General features: G+C 63.0%; 20 protein-coding genes and 1 pseudogene. 14 read left to right on the top strand and 7 right to left on the bottom strand.

Annotated elements, in window-relative coordinates; genetic code table 11:
* The first annotated feature begins 16 nt into the window (after positions 1-16).
* From DH08_RS10095 to DH08_RS10055, 9 genes are all read left to right on the top strand, one after another.
* Entirely contained in the window at positions 17-790 is a 774-nt protein-coding gene (locus DH08_RS10095) for an enoyl-CoA hydratase (RefSeq protein ID WP_192179162.1), read from the top strand.
* Positions 791-937: 147 nt separating this feature from the next.
* Positions 938-1,204 carry a 30S ribosomal protein S20 gene (gene rpsT / locus DH08_RS10090; RefSeq protein WP_006202948.1) on the top strand — a complete coding sequence of 89 codons (267 nt, stop codon included), beginning with the start codon at positions 938-940 and terminating at the stop codon, positions 1,202-1,204.
* Positions 1,205-2,120: 916 nt separating this feature from the next.
* Entirely contained in the window at positions 2,121-3,593 is a 1,473-nt protein-coding gene (gene dnaA, locus DH08_RS10085) for a chromosomal replication initiator protein DnaA (RefSeq protein ID WP_246800760.1), read from the top strand.
* A 199-nt stretch (positions 3,594-3,792) separates the two neighbouring features.
* Positions 3,793-4,911: a DNA polymerase III subunit beta gene (dnaN, locus tag DH08_RS10080; protein WP_192179160.1), complete on the top strand. Its 1,119-nt coding sequence runs from the start codon at positions 3,793-3,795 to the stop codon at positions 4,909-4,911.
* Positions 4,912-5,009: 98 nt separating this feature from the next.
* Positions 5,010-6,170 carry a DNA replication/repair protein RecF gene (recF, locus tag DH08_RS10075; protein WP_192179159.1) on the top strand — a complete coding sequence of 387 codons (1,161 nt, stop codon included), beginning with the start codon at positions 5,010-5,012 and terminating at the stop codon, positions 6,168-6,170.
* 31 nt (positions 6,171-6,201) lie between these two features.
* Positions 6,202-6,957, top strand: a complete 756-nt coding sequence (locus tag DH08_RS10070) for a molybdopterin-synthase adenylyltransferase MoeB (protein ID WP_192179158.1) — start codon at positions 6,202-6,204, stop codon at positions 6,955-6,957.
* 13 nt (positions 6,958-6,970) lie between these two features.
* Positions 6,971-7,459: a GNAT family N-acetyltransferase gene (locus DH08_RS10065; RefSeq protein WP_192179215.1), complete on the top strand. Its 489-nt coding sequence runs from the start codon at positions 6,971-6,973 to the stop codon at positions 7,457-7,459.
* Positions 7,456-8,709, top strand: a complete 1,254-nt coding sequence (locus DH08_RS10060; RefSeq protein ID WP_192179157.1) for an aconitase X — start codon at positions 7,456-7,458, stop codon at positions 8,707-8,709. Before DH08_RS10065 ends, DH08_RS10060 begins: the two co-directional genes overlap by 4 nt.
* Positions 8,706-9,140, top strand: a complete 435-nt coding sequence (locus DH08_RS10055; RefSeq protein ID WP_192179156.1) for an aconitase X swivel domain-containing protein — start codon at positions 8,706-8,708, stop codon at positions 9,138-9,140. The genes DH08_RS10060 and DH08_RS10055 overlap by 4 nt, the downstream gene beginning before the upstream one ends.
* Here DH08_RS10055 and DH08_RS10050 read toward each other — a convergent pair.
* Complete coding sequence (locus tag DH08_RS10050; protein WP_192179155.1) at positions 9,130-10,131, bottom strand: 2-hydroxyacid dehydrogenase; 1,002 nt, start codon at positions 10,129-10,131, stop codon at positions 9,130-9,132. The genes DH08_RS10055 and DH08_RS10050 overlap by 11 nt on opposite strands.
* Before the next feature lie 156 nt (positions 10,132-10,287).
* On the opposite strand from DH08_RS10050, the gene DH08_RS10045 reads away from it, so the two are divergent.
* Positions 10,288-10,845 (top strand): SH3 domain-containing protein, encoded by a 558-nt coding sequence (locus DH08_RS10045; protein ID WP_192179154.1) that lies wholly within the window; start codon positions 10,288-10,290, stop codon positions 10,843-10,845.
* Positions 10,846-10,926: 81 nt separating this feature from the next.
* Here the strand turns inward: DH08_RS10045 and DH08_RS10040 are convergent.
* Both DH08_RS10040 and irrA read right to left on the bottom strand, forming a co-directional pair.
* A pseudogene (locus DH08_RS10040) lies at positions 10,927-11,285 on the bottom strand (DUF4260 domain-containing protein).
* 10 nt (positions 11,286-11,295) lie between these two features.
* A complete protein-coding gene (gene irrA, locus DH08_RS10035; protein ID WP_040582976.1) occupies positions 11,296-11,727 on the bottom strand; it encodes an iron response transcriptional regulator IrrA in 432 nt (143 codons plus the stop codon).
* Positions 11,728-11,998: 271 nt separating this feature from the next.
* On the opposite strand from irrA, the gene fabA reads away from it, so the two are divergent.
* From fabA to DH08_RS10015, 4 genes are all read left to right on the top strand, one after another.
* Positions 11,999-12,517, top strand: coding sequence for a 3-hydroxyacyl-[acyl-carrier-protein] dehydratase FabA (gene fabA, locus DH08_RS10030; RefSeq protein WP_006202935.1), 519 nt, complete (start codon positions 11,999-12,001; stop codon positions 12,515-12,517).
* Between the two features lie 30 nt (positions 12,518-12,547).
* Positions 12,548-13,768 carry a beta-ketoacyl-ACP synthase I gene (gene fabB / locus DH08_RS10025; RefSeq protein ID WP_192179153.1) on the top strand — a complete coding sequence of 407 codons (1,221 nt, stop codon included), beginning with the start codon at positions 12,548-12,550 and terminating at the stop codon, positions 13,766-13,768.
* Between the two features lie 12 nt (positions 13,769-13,780).
* Positions 13,781-14,590 (top strand): enoyl-ACP reductase FabI, encoded by an 810-nt coding sequence (fabI, locus tag DH08_RS10020; RefSeq protein ID WP_192179152.1) that lies wholly within the window; start codon positions 13,781-13,783, stop codon positions 14,588-14,590.
* Between the two features lie 103 nt (positions 14,591-14,693).
* On the top strand, positions 14,694-16,241 hold the full coding sequence (locus DH08_RS10015; RefSeq protein WP_192179151.1) for a putative bifunctional diguanylate cyclase/phosphodiesterase: 1,548 nt from the start codon (positions 14,694-14,696) through the stop codon (positions 16,239-16,241).
* 5 nt (positions 16,242-16,246) lie between these two features.
* Here DH08_RS10015 and DH08_RS10010 read toward each other — a convergent pair whose 3' ends face one another.
* The 4 genes from DH08_RS10010 to corA form a co-directional block, all read right to left on the bottom strand.
* A complete protein-coding gene (locus DH08_RS10010; RefSeq protein WP_192179150.1) occupies positions 16,247-17,260 on the bottom strand; it encodes a class I SAM-dependent methyltransferase in 1,014 nt (337 codons plus the stop codon).
* A gap of 69 nt (positions 17,261-17,329) precedes the next feature.
* Positions 17,330-19,477 carry a polyribonucleotide nucleotidyltransferase gene (pnp, locus tag DH08_RS10005; protein ID WP_006202930.1) on the bottom strand — a complete coding sequence of 716 codons (2,148 nt, stop codon included), beginning with the start codon at positions 19,475-19,477 and terminating at the stop codon, positions 17,330-17,332.
* A 407-nt stretch (positions 19,478-19,884) separates the two neighbouring features.
* Positions 19,885-20,154 carry a 30S ribosomal protein S15 gene (gene rpsO / locus DH08_RS10000; protein ID WP_006202929.1) on the bottom strand — a complete coding sequence of 90 codons (270 nt, stop codon included), beginning with the start codon at positions 20,152-20,154 and terminating at the stop codon, positions 19,885-19,887.
* Positions 20,155-20,355: 201 nt separating this feature from the next.
* Entirely contained in the window at positions 20,356-21,450 is a 1,095-nt protein-coding gene (gene corA, locus DH08_RS09995) for a magnesium/cobalt transporter CorA (RefSeq protein ID WP_192179149.1), read from the bottom strand.
* Between the last annotated feature and the right edge of the window lie 32 nt (positions 21,451-21,482).

The following is a 21,482-nucleotide window of genomic DNA, read 5'->3' as shown; positions in this document are numbered from 1 at the left end:
ACGAGGAGGCGAAGCCATGGCCTATGAAACCATCATCGTGGAAACGCGCGGCAAGGTCGGGCTGATCACGCTGAACCGACCCAAGGCGCTCAACGCGCTGAACTCCCAGGTCATGGCGGAGGTGGTGGCGGCGGTGAACGGGTTTGGCGCCGATGCCGCGATCGGCGCGGTGGTCATCACCGGTTCCGAGAAGGCCTTCGCGGCCGGCGCCGACATCAAGGAAATGCAGGCGATCGCCTTTGTCGACGCCTATGTGCAGGACTTCTTCGTCGGCTGGGAGGAGCTTACGCGCACGCGAAAGCCTGTCATCGCCGCGGTCGCAGGCTATGCGCTTGGCGGCGGTTGCGAACTGGCAATGATGTGCGATTTCATCATCGCGGCCGACAATGCCAGGTTCGGCCAACCCGAAATCACGCTCGGCGTCATGCCCGGCATGGGCGGATCGCAGCGGCTGACCCGCTTCGTCGGCAAGTCGAAGGCCATGGACATGTGCCTGACCGGGCGAATGATGGATGCGGCGGAGGCCGAACGCTGCGGCCTGGTATCGCGCGTCGTGCCCGCCGGCAACCTTGTCGAGGAAGCGCTGAAGGCAGCGGGCAAGATCGCCGAGTTTTCGCTGCCGTCGGTGATGATGACCAAGGAGGCGGTCAACCGCGCCTATGAGACGACGCTTGCCGAAGGACTTCGCTTCGAACGGCGCCTGTTTCACTCGCTGTTTGCGCTGGACGACCAGAAGGAAGGCATGGCCGCCTTTGCCGAGAAGCGGAAGCCAAATTTCACCAACCGCTAGGCGGGTCAAAAAGAAGGCCAAGCGGCGTTGACGCGCCGGAAAAGCTGAACTATAAGCCGCTCCAACCGAGGCGGCCTTTGGCTGCCCGTTTGTTTTTTGCGCCCTGCGGCATCCCGCATGCGCCCACCAGATCAGAAGAGAGGCATCATGGCCAATACCTCCTCGGCCAAAAAGGCAACGCGCAAGATCGCCCGCCGCGCAGCGATCAACAAGAACCGCCGCTCGCGTGTGCGCACCTATGTCCGCCAGGTCGAAGAGGCGCTGGCCGCCGGCGACAAGACCGCAGCACTTGCCGCGTTCAAGGCTGCCGAGCCGGAATTGATGCGCGCCGCGACGAAGGGCGTGCTGCACAAGAATACGGCATCCCGCAAGGTGTCGCGCCTGGCCCACCGCCTCAAGGTGCTGTCGGCCTAATATTACATTTAACTAAACTTGGCTTGTTCAAACCCGGCGCATCGCGCCGGGTTTTTTCGTTTGCCGGCAAGTACTTAAAAAGAACGCCCGCAAAGCGCGTCTGGCTTGGATTTCAAAGTCCGGAAAGCTTTGCCGGCATATACATGCGCGCTGATACCCGGTTATGCCGAAAGTGGCAGGGTCGATAATTTGGGCTGACACAAATTCCATATAATTTTCAAATACTTACAGATGGTGATCCACAGCTTGTTCACATCGCGTCCGAGCGATGGGGGACAAGTTGCTGTCAAGAGAATTATTTCAGAAAATTTCGCGTCGGGTGGCCATTTTCATATTCGCCGGAAAAGGGTTTGAATCACAATGGCTTTATCAAAATGTGCCGTTGCGGCATCTGCTCCGAACCCGTCTCCGCTAACCAGATTCGTTAAAAATTGGTTAGTCGTGGCCTTGCCCTATCCACAGCGATTTCGCTAATGTCCATCCATCGAAGGGACGGGCTTTTGGCTCTCAACCCAGCCTGAATTGGCCAGCACAAAATGGCAGAATTCATGACGTGGATCAATTCCGCGAACGGGTTCGATTTGTCTTTTCGAGGCGGTAGGGGACTGGCGTAACTGTACATGGCAGGTCGATGGCGCCGGCGTTTTCGCCGGATGGCATTGTATTGCCCTGGTGTCGAGACGGCCCGGCTTGCGAGAGCCGGCACCGGTCCCTTTGTGACGAGGCGACATTCACCTGCCGGCGGCGGCGGTGGTGTCGCAGCGAAGATACGGTCGCCGGAAACATGGATGCAGGAGGCGCATCCCCGGCGGAAAAAGGGTACAAAAGGACAAGGAACTCGATCATGCAGAGTGGCATCGAAAGGGAGCTAGCGGGCGAAATCCCATTCCCATCAACCTTTGTCGGAGGGGACAGCATGGCGGCTTCCAGCGACGCGGAACAGAAGTTCGAACGCGTCAAGACCCAGCTGAAGGCACGTCTCGGAGTCGAGGTCTATTCAAGCTGGTTCGGCCGCATGAAGGTTGCCGAAGCATCGCGTGGCATTGTGCGCATTTCCGTGCCGACGGCCTTCCTGCGGTCCTGGATCAACGGCCACTACCTCGACCTCATCGCGGAGCTGTGGAAGCACGAAGATCCGGAAATCCTCAAGATCGAGATCGTGGTGCGCACCGCCACGCGCCAGGGACGCAACGGCGTCGAGGCGGAGGCTGTTCCGGCGCGCAAGATGACCAGGCAGACGCAGACGACGCTGGCTGCCGGCACTGTGGGACCCGGCAGGGTGGAACGGGCGCCGGCGCCGCGCCAGGGCACGCCCATCGAAGCCGAATACCGGCACAATGTGCTGGGTTCCCCGCTCGACCCACGCTACACTTTCGGCTCCTTCATCGAAGGTCCGTCGAACAGGGTGGCTTTTGCCGCCGCCAAGGCTGTTGCGGAATCGCAGTCGAGCGCGGTGCGTTTCAATCCGCTCTTCCTTCATGCAACGGTCGGGCTCGGCAAGACGCACCTTTTGCAAGCGATCGCGGCCGAATCCCTGCGGCACAATCCGAAGTCGCGCGTCGTCTATTTGACGGCCGAATATTTCATGTGGCGCTTCGCCACCGCCATCCGCGACAACAACGCGTTGACGCTGAAGGAACAGCTGCGCGACATAGACCTCCTGATCATCGATGACATGCAGTTCCTGCAGGGCAAGTCGATCCAGCATGAATTCTGCCATCTGATCAACATGCTGCTCGACAGCGCCAAGCAGGTGGTGGTTGCCGCCGACCGGCCGCCATCGGAGCTGGAATCGCTGGAGCCCCGTGTGCGCTCTCGCCTCAATGGCGGCGTTGCGCTCGAAATGTCGGCGCCCGACTTCGCCATGCGGATCGGCATGCTCAAGCTGCGTCTTGCCACCGCCAAGGTCGATGATGCCTCGCTCGATATTTCGGAGGAGATCCTCAACCACGTCGCCCGTACGGTGACCGGCAGCGGGCGCGAACTTGAAGGCGCATTCAACCAGCTGTTGTTCCGCCAATCCTTCGAGCCGCAGATCAGCATCGACCGCATCGACGAGATCCTCGGCCATATCTATCGCTCGGGCGAGCCGAAGCGAGTGCGCATCGAGGACATCCAGCGCATCGTGGCGCGCCACTACAACGTGTCGAAGACCGAGCTTCTGTCCAACCGGCGCACGCGCACCATCGTCAAGCCGCGGCAGGTCGCCATGTACCTGTCCAAGGTGATGACGCCGCGTTCGCTGCCGGAGATCGGGCGGCGTTTCGGGGGACGCGACCATACGACAGTGCTGCATGCCGTGCGCAAGATCGAGGATCTTTCCGGCAACGACAACACGCTGGCGCAGGAACTGGAACTGCTGAGAAGGCTGATCAACGACCAGGCCTGATCGGGTGGGAAAGGCCGGCTGGCGCGCCGTGCCGGCTTTATCCCCAGAAAGCCCGCGTAACCGGCCTGAACCGGTGGCGCGGGCTTGCGTTTGCAGGCTTTTTCCTGTCAGCTTACGCAGATTCTGAGCCTGTTCAGACCTTTCGCGGGGCGCCGCCAGCCGGAGACCCGCTCATCCATTCAAGCGAGCCTGTTTCGTCATGCGTGTTATCCTGGAACGGTCAAATCTCCTGAAGTCGCTCAACCACGTTCACCGCGTGGTCGAACGACGCAACACCATACCGATCCTGTCCAACGTGCTGCTCAGCGCCGAAGGCGCCAGCCTTGAAATGAAGGCGACCGACCTCGACCTCGAGGTGACCGAAGCCACGCCCGCCAAGGTCGAGCGCGGCGGGGCGACCACGGTTCCGGCGCATCTGCTCTATGACATCGTGCGCAAGCTCGCCGATGGGGCGGAGGTGATGCTGAAAACCGACGAGGACGGCAACGCCATGACGGTGACGTCGGGCCGTTCGAGCTTCCGCCTGCAATGCCTGCCGCAGTCCGATTTCCCGGAACTCTCGGCCGGCTCCTTCTCGCATATCTTCCGGCTCGATTCGGTCGGTTTGAAGGGCTTGATCGAGAAGACCCAGTTCGCCATCTCGACCGAAGAGACGCGCTACTATTTGAACGGCATCTACCTGCACACGCATGAGGCCGGAGGCAAGCTGAAGCTGCGCTCGGTTGCCACCGACGGCCATCGCCTGGCGCGCGCCGAGATCGACGCGCCTGCTGGGTCGGAAGGCATGCCCGGCATCATCATCCCGCGCAAAACGGTCAGCGAGCTGCAGAAGCTGGTCGACGACCCGGACGTGGCCGTGACCACCGAACTGTCCGACACCAAGATCCGCTTCACCATCGGCAGCGTCGTTCTGACCTCGAAGCTGATCGACGGCACCTTCCCCGACTACCAGCGTGTCATTCCGACCGGCAATGACAAGAAGCTGATCATCGACCGCCAGTCCTTTGCCGCCGCCGTCGATCGCGTCTCGACCATTTCGTCCGAGCGCGGCCGGGCGGTGAAGCTTTCGATCGCCGAAGGCCAGGTCACGCTTGCCGTCAACAATCCGGATTCGGGCAGCGCCACCGAGGAACTGGCGGCCGATTATTCGTCCGATCCGATCGAGATCGGCTTCAACGCCAAATATCTGCTCGACGTTGCCGCGCAATTGACCGGTACGGAAGCGAAGTTCATGCTGGCGGATGCCGGCTCGCCGACGCTGATCCACGACATGGCCGACGAAAGCGCTCTTTACGTGCTGATGCCGATGCGGGTGTAGGCCCGAACGAGGCCTATGCGAGAAATCACCCTTCTTCGTCCTGCCGGACATCTCCTCTTCATACAGGGAGGTGGAGATCGGCACGCCATTTTGCTGCCGTGACCGCAAAACAGTCTCAAAAGCAAACCTATGTAAGTAAGCTAACGCTTACCAATTTCCGCAATTATGCGGCGCTGTCGATCGACCTCGCGCCAGGCGCCGTGGTGCTTTCCGGCGACAATGGCGCCGGCAAGACCAATCTCCTGGAAGCGGTCTCGCTGCTGACGCCGGGCCGCGGCCTGCGCCGCGCGCCCTATGCCGACGTGGCGCGCGAGGGTGGCGATGGCGGCTTTGCCCTGCACGCCCGGATCGAAGGGGCGGAAGGCGAGGTTGAAATCGGTACCGGCATCGTCGGCGGCGACAATGCCGGCGAAGGCGGCAGACGGGTGCGGATCAATGGTGCTGCGACGCGATCGGCCGAGGATATGCTGGAATGGCTGCGGGTCGTCTGGCTGACGCCGGCTATGGATGGCCTGTTCCCGGGGCCGGCCGCCGACCGCCGGCGCTTTCTCGACCGGCTGGTGCTGGCGATCGACCCCGGGCATGGCCAGCGCGCGCTCGACTACGAAAAGGCCATGCGCGGCCGTAATCGTTTGCTTACGGAAGGATCGCGCGATAGCGCCTGGTTCGATGCGATCGAGACGCAGATGGCCGAGACCGGCGTGGCGATCGCCGCCGCCAGGGCTGAACTGGTGCGCCTGCTCGCCGCCATGATCGACAGGCTGCCCGATAGCGGCCCATTCCCGCAGGCAGACATTGGCCTCTCCGGCGAACTGGAAGAGCAGGTGGCCACCACGCCTGCCGTCGATGTCGAGGAGCGGTTCCGCGCAGCGCTTGCCGGCGGCCGCGACCGCGACCGCGCCGCCGGGCGCACGCTGGAAGGCCCGCACCGTTCCGACCTCATCGTGGGGCACCGGCCCAAGGCGATGCCGGCCGAACTTTGTTCGACCGGCGAGCAGAAGGCACTGCTGGTCGGCATCGTGCTTTCGCATGCAAGGCTGACCGGCGAGATGTCGGGCATGACGCCGATCCTGCTGCTCGACGAGATCGCGGCGCATCTCGACGCCGGCCGGCGCTCGGCGCTGTTCTCGATCCTGGAAGAACTCAACTGTCAGGCCTTCATGACCGGAACCGATGCGGCGCTGTTTTCCAGTCTCGCTGGACGGGCGCAGTTCCTGACGGTCGATCACGGCACGGTTGGGCCAACCGAAGCCTCCTGACAAGGTTTTTGCGCCGTTATATGGTCCGGCAATGACCGCTACCGCCCTTTCCGACGAAGAGCTCGAACGCTATGCGCGCCACATCGTGCTGCCCGAGATTGGCGGCGCCGGCCAGCAGAAGCTGAAGCGCGCGCGGGTGCTGGTCATTGGCGCCGGTGGGCTGGGAGCGCCGGTGCTGGAATATCTCGCCGCCGCCGGCGTCGGCACGCTCGGCATCGTCGACGACGACAACGTGTCGCTGTCCAACCTGCAAAGGCAGGTGATCCATGGCACAGAGACGATCGGCATGGCGAAAACCGACAGCGCCAAGGCGGCCATCGCGCGCATCAACCCCAATGTCGCGGTGGAACTGCACAGGCTCAGGCTGACGACTGACAACGCCCCTGCCCTTGTCGCCCGCTACGACATGGTCGTCGATGGCTCCGACAACTTCGAAACGCGCTACGCGGTTGCCGACGCCTGCGCCGCAGAAAAACGGCCGCTGGTTCACGCCGCCGTCGGCCGCTTCGACGGTTCGCTGACGGTGCTGAAGCCGTTCGAGACCGGTGCGGACGGCAGGCCGAACCCGAGCTATCGCGATCTCTTCCCAGAGGCGCCGCCGCCGGGACTGGTGCCGTCCTGTGCGGTGGCCGGCGTGGTCGGCGCGCTGACCGGCGTCATCGGCACGCTGCAGGCGATGGAGGCTATCAAGCTGATCACCGGCATAGGCGAACCGCTGGTCGGCCGGCTGCTGCTTTACGATGCGCTGTCGGCGCGCTTCGACAGCATCCGCTACAAGAGAAACTGACTGCATGGATCAGATGGATCAGTCGACAGGTGCTCTCATCACGCAGGTTGCTCCCGATTTCGACTGCTGGGACGATGTGCTCAAGCTGATCCTGCGCGCCTTCGCCTACATGGACGGCATCATCGATCCGCCGTCGTCGGCGCATCTGCTGACCGCCGAAAGGCTGAAGGACAAGGCCCGGCACGAGACGGTTTTTTTGGCGCTGGAGGCCGGCCGGATCGTCGGCTGCATCTTCGTCCTGGAGCGGGCGGATTATTTCTATGTCGGCAAGCTCGCCGTCGAGCCGGGTCTTCACGGACGAGGCATCGGCAGGCGGCTGATGCAGGCTGCCGAGGATCTTGCGCTGAGCCGTGGCAAGAACGCCATCGAGTTGCAGACACGCGTCGAACTCAGCGGAAATCACGCCGCCTTCTCCCGGCTCGGCTTTCGCGAGACCGGACGCACGGCGCATACGGGCTATGACCGGCCGACTTCGATCACCATGCGCAAGGTACTTTCGTGAGCCTTATCCTCAGTCAGGAAGAACAGGCGATCGCCTCCGGCCAGGACGGCGCAGCGACGGCGATGCGCATCGTTGCCGACAGCGCCCGCTTGCTCGGCGCGCCGCGGCTGATCCCGATCGCCTCGGCGCATATTGACGGGGCGCTCTATCACGGCGATTCCGGCACGTTGTTCGCCGAGAGGCTGGTCGAGGGCGGCGCTCGGGTTTCGGTGCGCTCGACACTCAATGTCGGGGCGCTTGACCTGATGGGCTGCTCGCGCATCCGCCTCGAGGAGCCGGCGCGCGGCATGGCGCGGCGGATGATGGAGGCCTACCGCAAGCTCGGCTGCGAGCAGAGCTGGACCTGCGCGCCCTACCAGGCGGGGCACCGGCCGGCGCTTGGCAGCGATGTCGCCTGGGGCGAATCCAACGCCGTGGTGTTCTGCAATTCGGTGCTTGGCGCGCGCACCAACCGCTATGGCGATTTCCTCGACATCGCTTGCGCCATATCGGGCCGCGCGCCGGACTATGGCCTGCACCGGGCCGAGAGCCGGCGGGCGCAACTGGTGTTCGACGTCTCGGGGCTTTCCGCATCGTTCCTTGGCTCCGAGATCGCCTGGCCGGTGTTGGGCAGCCTCTATGGCCGCGAAGTCGGCAACACAATCGGCGTCGTCACCGGCGTCCAGCGTCATCCGGGGGAAGATGCGCTGAAGGCGTTCGGTGCGGCCTCCGCCTCATCCGGCGCGGTCGGCCTTTTCCACATTGCCGGCGTGACGCCCGAGGCGCCCGATCTTTTGACCATTCTGGACGGCGCGGCACCGGAAACGGTCGTTCGTGTCACGCCGGAGATGGCGGCGAAAGCCCGTGCTGGCTTGTCGACGGCGACGGCGGCGAAGACCATCGATGCTGTAGCGATCGGCAGTCCGCATCTGTCGCTCGACGAGTTCGACATGCTGGAGCGACTGATCGCCGGACGACGGCTCAGCGTGCCTGTCTATGCCTGCACCGGGCGCCACGTGCTTTCGTCGCTCGAACAGAACGGCCGGCGCAAGACGCTCGAAGCAAGCGGGGTGATCATCGTGGCCGACACCTGCGTGGTGGTGACACCGATCATGCCCGAGCTTGCCGGCGGCATATTGATGACCAACTCCGGAAAATTCGCGCATTACGCGCCGGGCAATACCGGTTACGCCGTGCTTTACGGCTCCTTGGCCGATTGCGTCGAAAGCGCGGTGCTCGGTAAGCCGACATTTACGGACATCGCCGCATGAGCGCGATGGCCGAGATTCTGGTGCCGGGCCGGGCCGGCGAGGGCGAGGCGCTGGTGCTGACGGCGCCGATCAGCTTCTGGGGCGGCGTCGATCCGAAGAGCGGCCGAATCGCCGATGTCCGCCATCCGCAGCACGGCGAAAATCTTGCGGGGCGGGTGCTGTTTCTGCCGGGCACGATCGGCTCGTCCTCGGCTTCGGCCGTGCTGCTGGAACTCGTCCACAACGGCCATGCACCGGCGGCACTTGTGCTGCACGAACCCGACGCGATCTTGCTGCTCGGGCTGATCGTCGCCAGGGAAATGGGCTGGGAGACGCCGATGGCGCTGCGGCTCGGGCGCGATGTCTTCGATGCCTATCGCGGAAGCACGGTAACAGTCACCGACGACGGCGCGCTCGCCATCGCTGCCCAACAGCGCGACTCTATGTCCTGAGCGGCAGCACACGGTCCGGCGGGCGATGGCCATCGAAGAAGGCGCGGATATTGATGATCACCTTCTCGCCCATGTCGATGCGGCCTTCGAGCGTCGCCGAGCCCATATGCGGCAAGAGCACGACCTTGCCCTTGCCGGCGAGCTTCAGAAGCTTGCTGTTCAGCGCCGGCTCGTGCTCGTAGACGTCGAGCGCGGCGCCGGCGATCTTGCCGTCGTGGATCAGCTTGATCAGCGATTCCTCATCGATGATGTCGCCGCGCGCGGTGTTGACGATGTAGGCTGACGGTTGCATGAGCGCCAGCCTTCGCGCCGACAGCAGGTGGAACGTCGCCGGCGTCGACGGGCAGTTGACCGAGATGATGTCCATGCGGGCCAGCATCTGGTCGAGGCTTTCCCAATACGTCGCCTCCAACTCGTCTTCCACGGCCGGCAGTACACGGTGGCGGTTGTGATAGTGGATCGACAGGCCGAAGGCCTTGGCACGCCTGGCGACGGCGGTGCCGATGCGGCCCATGCCGACGATGCCGAGCCGCTTGCCCCAGATGCGGCGGCCGAGCATCCAGGTCGGCGACCAGCCAGCCCATTTCTTGTCGCTGGTCAGCACATTGGCGCCTTCCGCCAGGCGCCGCGGCACCGCCAGCATCAGCGCCATGGTCATGTCAGCCGTGTCCTCGGTCAGCACGTTCGGCGTGTTGGTGACGGTGATGCCCTTCTTGGCCGCCGCCTCCACGTCGATCTTGTCGACGCCGTTGCCGAAATTGGCGATCAGCTTGAGATTGTCGCCGGCCTGGGCGATCAGCGCCGCGTCGATATTGTCGGTGATCGTCGGCACCAGGACGTCGGCCTCCTTAATCGCCGCGACCAGCTCGGGCTGCGTCATCGGCCTGTCCTCGACATTCAGCCTTGCGTCGAACAGTTCGCGCATGCGGGTTTCGACCGGATCGGGCAGCTTGCGCGTGATGACGACGAGGGGCCTTTTCTTGCCTGCCATTGTTTCCTCGAACCCGATCTCGTTGAGACCTCTTTAACCAAGACAGGCGAAAATCGAAGCCGGTCGCGGTGCCTGCCACTCTGTAACAAGCGGTGCCGCCGAAGACAAAGAAAAAGGGGCGCCGGTGCCGACGGGCAAGCGCCGAAAGGAATGAAAGTGTCTGGTTTCGCGTCGCTCCGCCTGGCCTTCAGCGCAGCAGTCCTCGGCGCCCTCCTTTGTTCCCCGCAAACGGTGGCGCAAAGCGCCGCGGCCCCCGCGCAGACGATCACGCTCGGGCCGAGCGGCCTGCCGCTGCCGCGTTTCGTCAGCCTGAAATCGGGTCGCGTCAACGCGCGCGTCGGCCCCGGCGCCAACTACTCCGTGAACTGGATGTACATGAAGGCCGGGCTGCCGATGGAAATCATCCAGGAATTCGATACCTGGCGCCGCGTGCGCGATGCCGACGGTTCGGAAGGCTGGATCAACCAGTCGCTGCTGTCTGGCCGCCGTACGGCGATCGTCGCGCCCTGGCAACGCGGCAAGGGCGGCCGAATCAACCTGCTCGACGACAAGGACAAGGACGCCAGCGTGGTGGCCATCATCGAGCCGGGCGTCATGGGGTCGATCAAGACCTGCGACGGCCAGTGGTGCGAAATGACCTTCGACGGCCACACCGGCTGGCTGCCCCAATCGGTCGTCTGGGGCGCCTATCCGGGCGAACACGTCAAGAACTGAGGTTTCTTGTCTGGACCATGATCGTATCCGAACCGTAGGTCAGCGTAGCAAAAACCAGTTTCCACTTTTCGGGATCATGGTCTAGCGGCCGATGCGGCCGAGATGGGTGTCCTGAAAACCGCTCGACAGTTTGAGCCCGTAACCCAGCGCGCGGTCGACGGCGATGTGGATACCCAGGTCAGGGCGATCGCGATCGCCATCGGATTGGCAAAAGCGAGTCCGGCAAGCGCAAGCAGCAGTGGGACGATCAGGATGTGCAGGGCATTGTAGGTGATGGCGCCGACGCATGGCCCGGCGAGATAGCCCAGCATCGACAGGTCCGGCGCCAGGATGAGCAGGGCAAACAGCCACCAGGAGACACCGGCCAGCGCGTAGAGGACGAGCGCAACCACCGCAACGGCAATCCATTCGAGCCGGATTGCCAGATCGACTGGTCTCATCGAGCGCGGATCAATCGCGGCGCTTCGGGCGCAGCCTCACCACGATGTCGACATTGGCGATCTCCATGCCCTCCGGCGGGTCGGGCAGGTTGGAAACCGTCACCGGACCGCTGGCGATATCGAAGATGCGGTTTTCGCCTTCGATATAGAAATGATGGTGATCGGAGGTGTTGGTGTCGAAATAGGTCTTCGAGCCCTCGACGGCCAGGATGCGCAGCAAGCCCGCCTGGGTGAACTGGTGAAGGGCATTGTAGACGGTGGCAAGCGACACCGGCACGCCGGCGGCGATCGCCTCTTCGTGCAGTTCTTCGGCCGACAGATGGCGATCGCCCTTGGCGAAAAGCAGATCGGCCAGCGCGATGCGCTGCCGTGTCGGCCTCAGGCCGGCTTCGCGAACCCGCTTGTCCACAGCGACATTATCCTTCCGGCAGCCCTGATCCATCCTATCCGTCGAAACTCGCGGTTCGGCCCCAAAAACCCGCCCAGAATGGCGAAAAAACGGCATCGGCCGAAACTGGACAGCTCCTGACATATATTCTGTCGGCCGAATTCGATCAATAGAGCAACATGCGCGCAGATATCCCGGTGCGCATTGACCCCGGCAGGCGGGCGGGTTAAGCGCAGACGCCGGTTTCCGGCCATAAACAGACTGTGTTAGGAAACCAACGACAAAGGGCGCCCTGCCGCCCAGGACGATCACGGGGACGAAATTGATGGCAGGTTCGAAGTCCAGCTACGATTACGAGGAACTGCTTGCCTGCGCCCGCGGCGAGCTGTTCGGACCGGGAAATGCGCAGCTGCCCTATCCGCCGATGCTGATGTTCGACCGTATCACCGAGATCAGCGAAACCGGCGGCGCGTTCGACAAGGGCTTCATTCGCGCCGAATTCGACATCAAGCCGGACCTGTGGTTTTTCGCCTGCCATTTCATCGGCAACCCGATCATGCCAGGCTGCCTCGGCCTTGATGCGATGTGGCAGTTGACCGGCTTCTACCTCGGCTGGCTCGGCGAGCCCGGCAAGGGGATGGCGCTGTCGACCGGTGAGGTGAAGTTCAAAGGCATGGTGACGCCGTCGGTCAAGAAGGTCGAGTACGGTATCGATTTCAAGCGCGTGATGCGCGGGCGGCTGGTGCTCGGCATCGCCGATGGCTGGCTCAAGGCGGACGGCGAACCCATATACGCGGCAACGGACCTAAAAGTGGGTCTGTCAAAGCAGTCGGCGGTCGCCTGATCGCCACCAGACACTTGGAAGGAGCAGCCCATGAGACGGGTCGTAGTGACAGGCCTCGGCATCGTGTCGTCGATCGGCAACAATGCCAATGAGGTGCAGGCCTCGCTCCATGATGCCAAGTCCGGCATCAGCTTCTCGGATTCATTCGCCGAACACGGCTTCCGCTGCCAGGTCTGGGGCGCCCCGTCGCTCGACCCGTCGGCCATGATCGACCGGCGCGCCATGCGCTTCCTGTCGCAAGGCGCGGCCTGGAACCACGTCGCCATGGACCAGGCGATCGCGGACGCCGGCCTTGGCGAGAGCGACATCACCAACGAGCGCACCGGCATCGTCATGGGCTCAGGCGGACCATCGACGCGCACCATCGTCGAAGCGGCCGAAACGACGCTCAAGAACGGCAGCCCCAAGCGCATCGGCCCGTTCGCGGTGCCAAAGGCGATGTCGTCGACTGCGTCGGCGACGCTCGCCACCTGGTTCAAGATCCACGGCGTCAACTATTCGATATCGTCGGCCTGCTCCACCTCGGCGCACTGCATCGGCAATGGCTACGAGCTGATCCAGTGGGGCAAGCAGGACATGGTCTTTGCCGGCGGTCACGAAGACCTCGACTGGACGATGTCGGACCTGTTCGACGCCATGGGCGCCATGTCGTCGAAGTTCAACGACAGGGCGTCGGCCGCTTCACGTGCCTATGACGTCAATCGCGACGGTTTCGTCATCGCCGGCGGCGCCGGCGTGCTGGTGCTGGAAGAACTCGAGCACGCCAAGGCGCGCGGCGCCAAGATCTATGCCGAGATCGTCGGCTATGGCGCGACTTCGGACGGCCACGACATGGTGGCGCCCTCGGGCGAAGGCGCGGTGCGCTGCATGCGCCAGGCGCTGGCCACGGTTTCCTCGCCGGTCGACTACATCAACACGCATGGCACTTCGACGCCGGTCGGCGATTCCAAGGAGATGGGCGCCATCCGCGAAGTGTTCGGCGACAAGATGCCTTTCATCACCTCGACCAAGTCGCTGACCGGCCATTCGCTGGGCGCGGCCGGCGTACAGGAATCGATCTACTCGATCCTGATGATGCAGGGCGGCTTCATTGGCGAGAGCGCCCATATCGAAGAACTCGATCCCGAATTCGAGGGCATGCCGATCGTACGCAAGCGCATCGACAACGCCAGGATCGACACCGTTTTGTCCAATTCGTTCGGTTTCGGTGGCACCAACGCAACGCTGATTTTCCAGCGCTATTCGGCATAAGGATTGCCAGCCATGGACGGATTGATGAAGGGCAAGCGCGGGCTTGTCATGGGTGTCGCCAACGATCATTCGATCGCCTGGGGCATCGCCCAGAAATTGTCCGAGCACGGTGCAGAACTCGCCTTCACCTATCAGGGCGACGCCTTTGGCCGCCGGGTCAAGCCGCTCGCCGACAGGCTTGGCGCGGCGCTGGTCGTGCCCTGCGATGTCGAGGACAGCGCTTCGGTCGCCGCTACCTTCGAGACGCTCGGCACAGAATGGGGCGGTCTCGACTTCGTCGTCCATGCCATCGGCTTTTCCGACAAGAACGAGTTGAAGGGGCTCTATGCCGACACCAGCCGCGACAATTTCGTCCGCACCATGGTCATCTCCTGCTATTCCTTCACCGAGATCGCCCGGCACGCCGCCGCGCTGATGAAGGACGGCGGCTCGATGATCACGCTGACCTATGCCGGCTCGGTCCGGGTCATGCCCAACTACAATGTGATGGGCGTCGCCAAGGCCGGCCTGGAGGCGAGCGTGCGCTATCTCGCCAACGACTACGGTCCGCGCGGGATTCGGGTGAACGGCATATCGGCGGGACCGGTCCGGACGCTGGCCGGCGCCGGGATCTCGGACGCGCGCCACATGTTTTCCTACCAGCAGCGCAATTCGCCGCTGCGCCGCACGGTGACCATCGGCGAGGTCGGCGGTTCAGCTCTTTACCTGCTGTCCGATCTGTCTTCCGGCGTCACCGGCGAAATTCACTATGTCGATTCCGGCTATCACATCGTTTCCATGCCGACGCTCGACGAGCTGAAGCAGAGCGACGGCCGGGAATAGTCTGCGATCGGAAGAATAATTCCTGTCCGGTAAAATTGGACGCAATGGCGGAAACCCATTTTAAGGGGATATCCGCTAGAAGTCCCGTAACTTAGGGACCCGCATGCCTGCTGTCAGCAACCCGAAGCGCACACCGTTGTTCCGGCTGATCACCATCGCCAGCTCGGGCTTGGGCAGTTTCATCCTCGGTATCTGGGGCCTGAAGTTCGGTTTCGGTGACGGCCTTGCCGGCATGCCGGCCTCGACGATGGTCGCCGTCATGGCCACGCTTGGCGCGCTGGCCGCCGCGGGGGCCTCGCTGTCCTTCTTCGCCGGTGTCGATGAATCGGTGGACTACGTCTTCAACGAAACCAATTTCGACAAGCTGACCGGCCTGCTGACGCGCCCAGCCATGGTCGGCAAGATCGCGGACGCAGCATCGGCGACGATCCGCAGCGGCGAACCGGTGTTTCTGGTCGACATCGACATCGACCGTTTCAAGCAAATCAACGACGCCATCGGCTACAGCCACGGTGACGAGCTGATCCGCGCCTTTTCCCAGCGATTGAAGACCAGCATGCCGGAAGGCGCGGTGATCGGGCGCATCGGCGCCGGCGAGTTCGCGGTCCTGTTGCCGGATCGCGAAATCAAGGGATCCGTGGAACGGATCATCGAGAAGCTCATCGACGAGATGATGCAGCCCTACCAGCTCGATACACATCTGCAATCGGTCAGCCTGTCGGTCGGCATCGTGGCCATGCCGAAGGATGGCGTCGATCCTGTCCTGGTGCTGCGCCGCTCCAATTTGGCGCTGCAGAACGCACGCGCCGGAGGGATGGGCAACTGGTCGGTCTTCCATGCCGACATGGGTCGGGTCGCCGACCATCGGCAGTGGATCGAAGCCGAACTGCACACCGCATTCGAGCGGGGCGATTTCGACCTCCACTACCAGCCGCAGCTCGACCTGCCGAGCGGCCGCATCATCGGCTACGAGGCGCTGATCCGCTGGAAGCACCCGGAACGCGGCATGATCCCGCCGATGGAGTTCATCCCGATCGCGGAAGAAACCGGCATGATCAACCCGATCGGCGAGTGGGTGCTGCGCAAGGCGTGCAACGACGCCCGCCATCTGCCCGAGGACTGCTTCGTCGCCGTCAACATCTCGCCGGTCCAGTTCATGACCAAGGATTTCGTCGGCATCGTGCGCGAGACGATGGCAAGCACCGGCATCAAGCCGTCGCGGCTGGAACTGGAAGTCACCGAGACGGCGATGATGCAGGACCGCGAGCGCGCCGCCGTCATCCTGCGGGAGCTCGCCGACATGGGCATCTCGGTCGCCGTCGACGATTTCGGCACCGGCTATTCCAATCTGAGCTACCTGATCGATTTCTCGTTTGGCAAGCTGAAGATCGACCGCTCCTTCGTCAGCCGCATCGACACGGATTCCAATTCAGGTGCTGTCGTGTCGACCATTGTCGGGCTCTCGCGGGCTCTTGGTGTCGGCATCATCGCGGAAGGCGTCGAAACCGAGAACCAGGCGACACTGCTCAGGGCCGCCGGCTGCGAGATGGTGCAAGGCTATCTGTTCGGCCGGCCGGCGCCGCTCAAGATCGGGCCCGAGGCGCAGGTCATCCACGTCAAGAGCGAAGCGCGCATCGTCAGCGTGCATTAAGCCAGTTACCGGCGCGCCGAGAAAACCTTGAACATGCCGTCGCGGGCGATCTCCGCATGGCTTGAAAACGCCTTCGCCAGCACCGGTTCGTAGGGAAGCTGCCGGTTCGCCACCATGAACAGCTTGCCGCCCGGCTTCAGCGCCTTGGCCGCTGCGTGGATCATGCCGGCGCCGATCTCCGGCTCGGCAGCCCGGCTGCGATGAAAGGGCGGATTCATGACGATCACGTCATAGCGGCGTTCGACAGGCTCGCTGAGCAGGTCGGTCCAGAAGAAATGTGTCTCGGCTGCCGTGTTGCCGATATTGCCCTTCGCTGCCTCCAGCGAGGCGAAGTCAGCCTCGAAGAGATCGAGGCTGGATATGCCGGACGAGCGCGCCGCGACTTCAGCTGCCACATAGCCCCAGCCGGCACAGAAATCAGCAATGCTGCCACGCAGATCGTACGGCAGGTTGTCCACCAGCAGTTTCGAACCCACATCGACCTTATCGAAGGAGAACATACCGGGCGCAGTATGGTAGCGGCCTTCTACTACAAAGTCGGGATTGGCGGCGCGAAGCGCCGACGCGGCCCCGGTATCGGCCGGTCGGGCAAACCAGAAGGCGATGCCGTGATGTTTCGGCAGATGGCCGTCAAGCAGCACAAGCTCGTCGATGCGCTTGCGCAGGCTGGCAATGCCGTCCTCCTTGCCGCCGGCGACGATGATCGATCCGCCGGGGGAGACACGTTCGATCGCCTCGGCAATGCGCAATTCGTTTTGGCCGCGATGACGCCCGGCAAGCACCAGTGCGGCGTCGAAGCCGGCACCTTCGGCTTGCGGCGTGACATTGAAGCCCGACGCCTGCAGGGCGCGGAAATGCGGCCGGAAGCCCTGCACCAGATGAGGTGCGGCTGTGAACCCTTCGGGCGGGCGGAAGCCGGGTTCGGCGCCGAGAAAAAGGACACGGGCGTCCTTCCGCGGCAGGGCGACGGCGTCGACCTCATAGGGATGGAACAGCGTCTTCAGCGGTTCTGCGGCCATTCTGGTGCCCTGTAAAAGAAAACGGGCGCGACTTCAGCCGCGCCCGCTTCAACTCTATCGTCAGGCCGATCAGGCGGCGTTTTCTTCGCCTTCGGCCTTCTTGTCGCGGACGATTTCCTTGCCGGTGGCCTGGTCGACGACCTTCATCGACAGGCGAACCTTGCCGCGCTCGTCGAAGCCCATCAGCTTGACCCAGACCTTGTCGCCTTCCTTGACGACGTCGGAGGTCTTGGCGACGCGATCGTTGGCCAGCTGCGAGATATGGACGAGGCCGTCACGCGGACCGAAGAAGTTGACGAAAGCGCCGAAGTCGGCGGTCTTGACAACCGTGCCTTCGTAGATCTCGCCGACTTCCGGCTCGGCGACAATGGTGTGGATCCACTTCTTCGCCGCCTCGATCTCCTTGGCGTTGGACGAAGCGATCTTGACCGTGCCGTCATCCTCGATGTTGATCTTGGCGCCGGTCTTTTCGACGATCTCGCGGATGACCTTGCCGCCGGAGCCGATGACGTCGCGGATCTTGTCGGTCGGGATGTGCATGACCTCGATGCGCGGCGCGAATTCGCCGAGCTCGGCACGCGCGCCGGAGAGCGCATGAGCCATTTCGCCGAGGATATGCAAACGACCGTCCTTGGCCTGGCCGAGCGCGATCTGCATGATCTCCTCGGTGATGCCGTCGATCTTGATGTCCATCTGCAGCGAGGTGATGCCGTTGGCAGTACCGGCGACCTTGAAGTCCATGTCGCCAAGGTGATCCTCGTCGCCAAGGATGTCGGAGAGCACCGCGAAGCGCTCGCCTTCCTTGATCAGGCCCATGGCAATGCCGGCGACCGGCTTTGCCAGCGGAACGCCGGCATCCATCAGCGCCAGCGAGGTGCCGCAGACGGTGGCCATCGACGACGAGCCGTTGGACTCGGTGATCTCCGAGACGACGCGCAGCGTGTAGGGGAACTGGTCAGCGGTCGGCAGCATCGGGCGGATAGCGCGCCAGGCAAGCTTGCCGTGGCCGATTTCGCGGCGGCCCGGCGAACCCATGCGGCCGGTTTCACCGACCGAGTAGGGAGGGAAGTTGTAGTGCAGGAGGAACTTCTCCTTGTACATGCCGGTCAGCGAATCGACATACTGCTCGTCTTCGCCGGTGCCCAGCGTAGCGACGACCAGCGCCTGGGTCTCGCCGCGGGTGAACAGCGCCGAACCATGGGTGCGCGGCAGGACGCCGACTTCCGAGACGATCTTGCGGACCGTCTTCAAATCGCGGCCGTCGATGCGCGAGCCGGTGTCGAGGATGTTCCAGCGCACGACCTTGGCCTGGAGCTCCTTGAACACGCTACCGATCTGCTCGGAGGTGTACTTGGCGTCTTCGCCTTCGGCCGGGGTGAACGCGGCCTTGACCTTCGCCTTGACGGCGTCGACGGCAGCGTAGCGCTTCTGCTTGTCGGTGATCTTGTAGGCGTCGCGAAGCTCGTTTTCGACGATCTTCAGCATCTCGCCCTCGAGCGCCGAATAGTCCGGCGCAGTGAAGTCGCGCGGGTCCTTGGCGGCGACTTCGGCCAGCTTGATGATCGCATCGATCACCGGCTGGAAGCCCTTGTGACCGAACATGACGGCGCCGAGCATCAGATCCTCGCCAAGCTCCTTGGCTTCGGACTCGACCATCAGCACGGCATCAGTGGTGCCGGCGACGACGAGGTCGAGCTTGGATTCCTGCATCTCGTCGACATGCGGGTTGAGCACGTATTCGCCGTTGATGTAGCCCACGCGGGCACCGCCGATCGGGCCCATGAAGGGGACGCCGGAGAGCGTCAGCGCGGCCGAGGTGGCCACGATCGACAGGATGTCCGGATCGTTCTCAAGATCATGCTGGACGACGGTGACGACGATTTGCGTGTCGTTCTTGTAGCCATCGGCGAAGAGCGGGCGGATGGGGCGGTCGATCAGGCGGGAAACCAGCGTTTCCTTCTCGCTCGGACGGCCTTCGCGCTTGAAGTAGCCGCCCGGGATCTTGCCGGCGGCATAGGTCTTTTCCTGGTAGTTGACGGTCAGCGGGAAGAAGTCGAGGCCGGGCTTCGGCTCCTTCATCGAGACGACGGTGGCGAGAACCTTGGTTTCGCCGTAGGTGGCCAGCACCGCGCCGTCAGCCTGGCGCGCGATCTTGCCGGTCTCCAGAACGAGCGGACGGCCGCCCCATTCGATTTCCACTTTGTGGTGATTGAACATATCTTGTCCTTTATATGCGGAAAGGGCCGCGCCGTTTCACGGTGCGCGTATGCCCTTGCCTGGCTTCCTTTCTCGGGCAGCCACGGGCAAGACAACGGGAAGCTCGGTCAATCGGCACGGTGGCCGCACGAGCATCCTGCAATCCTGCCCCATGACCGTCCATGGGCGGTTCCGAATGGCCCTCTGCACTTTCGAAACCGGGTCTGGCCAATCGATCCGACCGGCCTTGCGCCTGACTCCGAAATCTCGGGAAGCATCACGCGCAAATTCAAACTTTTTGGAGCGTCCTTTTGCGCGTCCAAAGGGGGACGCACGGCGCTCCATTCCTTGCGTTGGAGTACTGGATTGACCCGATGCTCCAATGCGCGACCGGCGGGCTCTCCGAAGAAAGCCCGCCGGTCAATTCGTCAACGGCGCAGACCGAGCTTCTCGATCAGCGTCTGATAGCGCGCGTCATCCTTGCGCTTGAGATAATCAAGCAGGCTGCGGCGCTGGGAGACGAGAGCAAGCAGACCACGGCGGGAATGGTTATCCTTCTTGTGGTCCTTGAAGTGGTCGGTCAGGTTCTTGATGCGCTCGGAAAGGATGGCCACCTGGACTTCCGGAGACCCGGTATCGCCCTTGGCGGTTGCGAATTCACCCATCAATTCCTGTTTGCGCTCAGCAGTAATCGACATCGTGTTTTTCCTTATCTGTTCGAGGAAACGGGACGCCCTCAGCCGGGATGTCGTCCAGCAGGGGCCGGTGCAAGCAACGCGTCAGGGCGCGAAGCTGCGGCGCATATAGGGCAATTCCGACAAAAACACCAGCCTAATTCACAAGCCGGCTTGTCGCAGGCTTTTGTTAGGAAAATCAAGAATTCCGCGGCCGAAATGGCCTTAAAGCCACTTCTTCCATTTGAAGAAGGCGACAAGCCCGACAGCAACAAGCGCCATGAACAACAGTGAAGCTGGATAGCCGTACTGGGACTTCAGCTCCGGCATGTTCCACGGCGAGCTGTCAGGGTCGAAGTTCATGCCCCAGACGCCGACCAGGAAGGTGAGCGGCATGAAGATCACCGAGACGATAGTGAGATAGGAGATGACGTCGTTGGTGCGCGCCTGGCTCAGCGACAGATGCATCTCGATCAGGCCGGTCAGCATGTCGCGCTGGGTCTCGACCAGTTCGATGAGCCGCAGCGAATGGTCGAGCGTGTCGTTGAGGAAGATCTTGGTTTCCGCCTTCACATAGGGCACGTCGTTGCGGATCATCGTCGCCAGCGCGTCGCGCATCGGCCACAGCACGCCCTTCAGCACATTGGCGTCGCGGCGCAACTCATGCAGCTGCCGCATCTGGTGCTTGTGCGGCATGTTCAGCATCTGGTCCTCGATGCTGTCGACCTGTTCGCCGGCTGCCTCGATCGGCGGGAAATAGCTGTCGACGATGGCGTCGATCAACGCATAGGCGAGATAATCGGCGCCACGCGAGCGCAGCCGGTTGGGCATCGAGCTTTCGATACGCTTGCGCACGGGATTGAACGGGTCGCCCTCGCGCTCCTGGAAGGTGATGACGAAATTTTTGCCGAAGAAGACGGCGATCTGTTCGTAGCGATGCGCCGTGACGTCGTCGATCATGCGCACGACGACGAAGGCGTGATCCTCGAAGAAATCCACCTTCGGCCGCTGGCCGGTGTTGACGACGTCCTCCAGCGCCAGCGGATGCAGGCTGAAAATGCGGCCGATCTCCTCGATCAGCGGGATGTTGGCAAGGCCGGTGCAATCCAGCCAGATGACCGGCCAGCTGTCGCAATGCGTGTTGAGGTCGTCGATGCTGGCATTTTCGATGGTCTCGAATTTCTCCGGCGACATCAGCGTCAGCCTGAGTTCGCTGCGCCGCGCCGACGGGTCGGCGATCAGCGTGCCCGGCGAGGCGCCGACGGGCGGCCGCCTTGTTTTCAGCGGCGCCCGCTTCCTGACCGTCTCAGCTTTTGCCATGTGCCCCCTCAAGCGTAATGTCTGGCCGAAAC

This window comes from Mesorhizobium amorphae, assembly GCF_014843845.1.
Lineage (GTDB): Bacteria > Pseudomonadota > Alphaproteobacteria > Rhizobiales > Rhizobiaceae > Mesorhizobium > Mesorhizobium amorphae_A.
The sequence above is the reverse complement of the archived record's forward strand: the minus strand, read 5'-3'. Positions and strand labels throughout refer to the sequence as shown.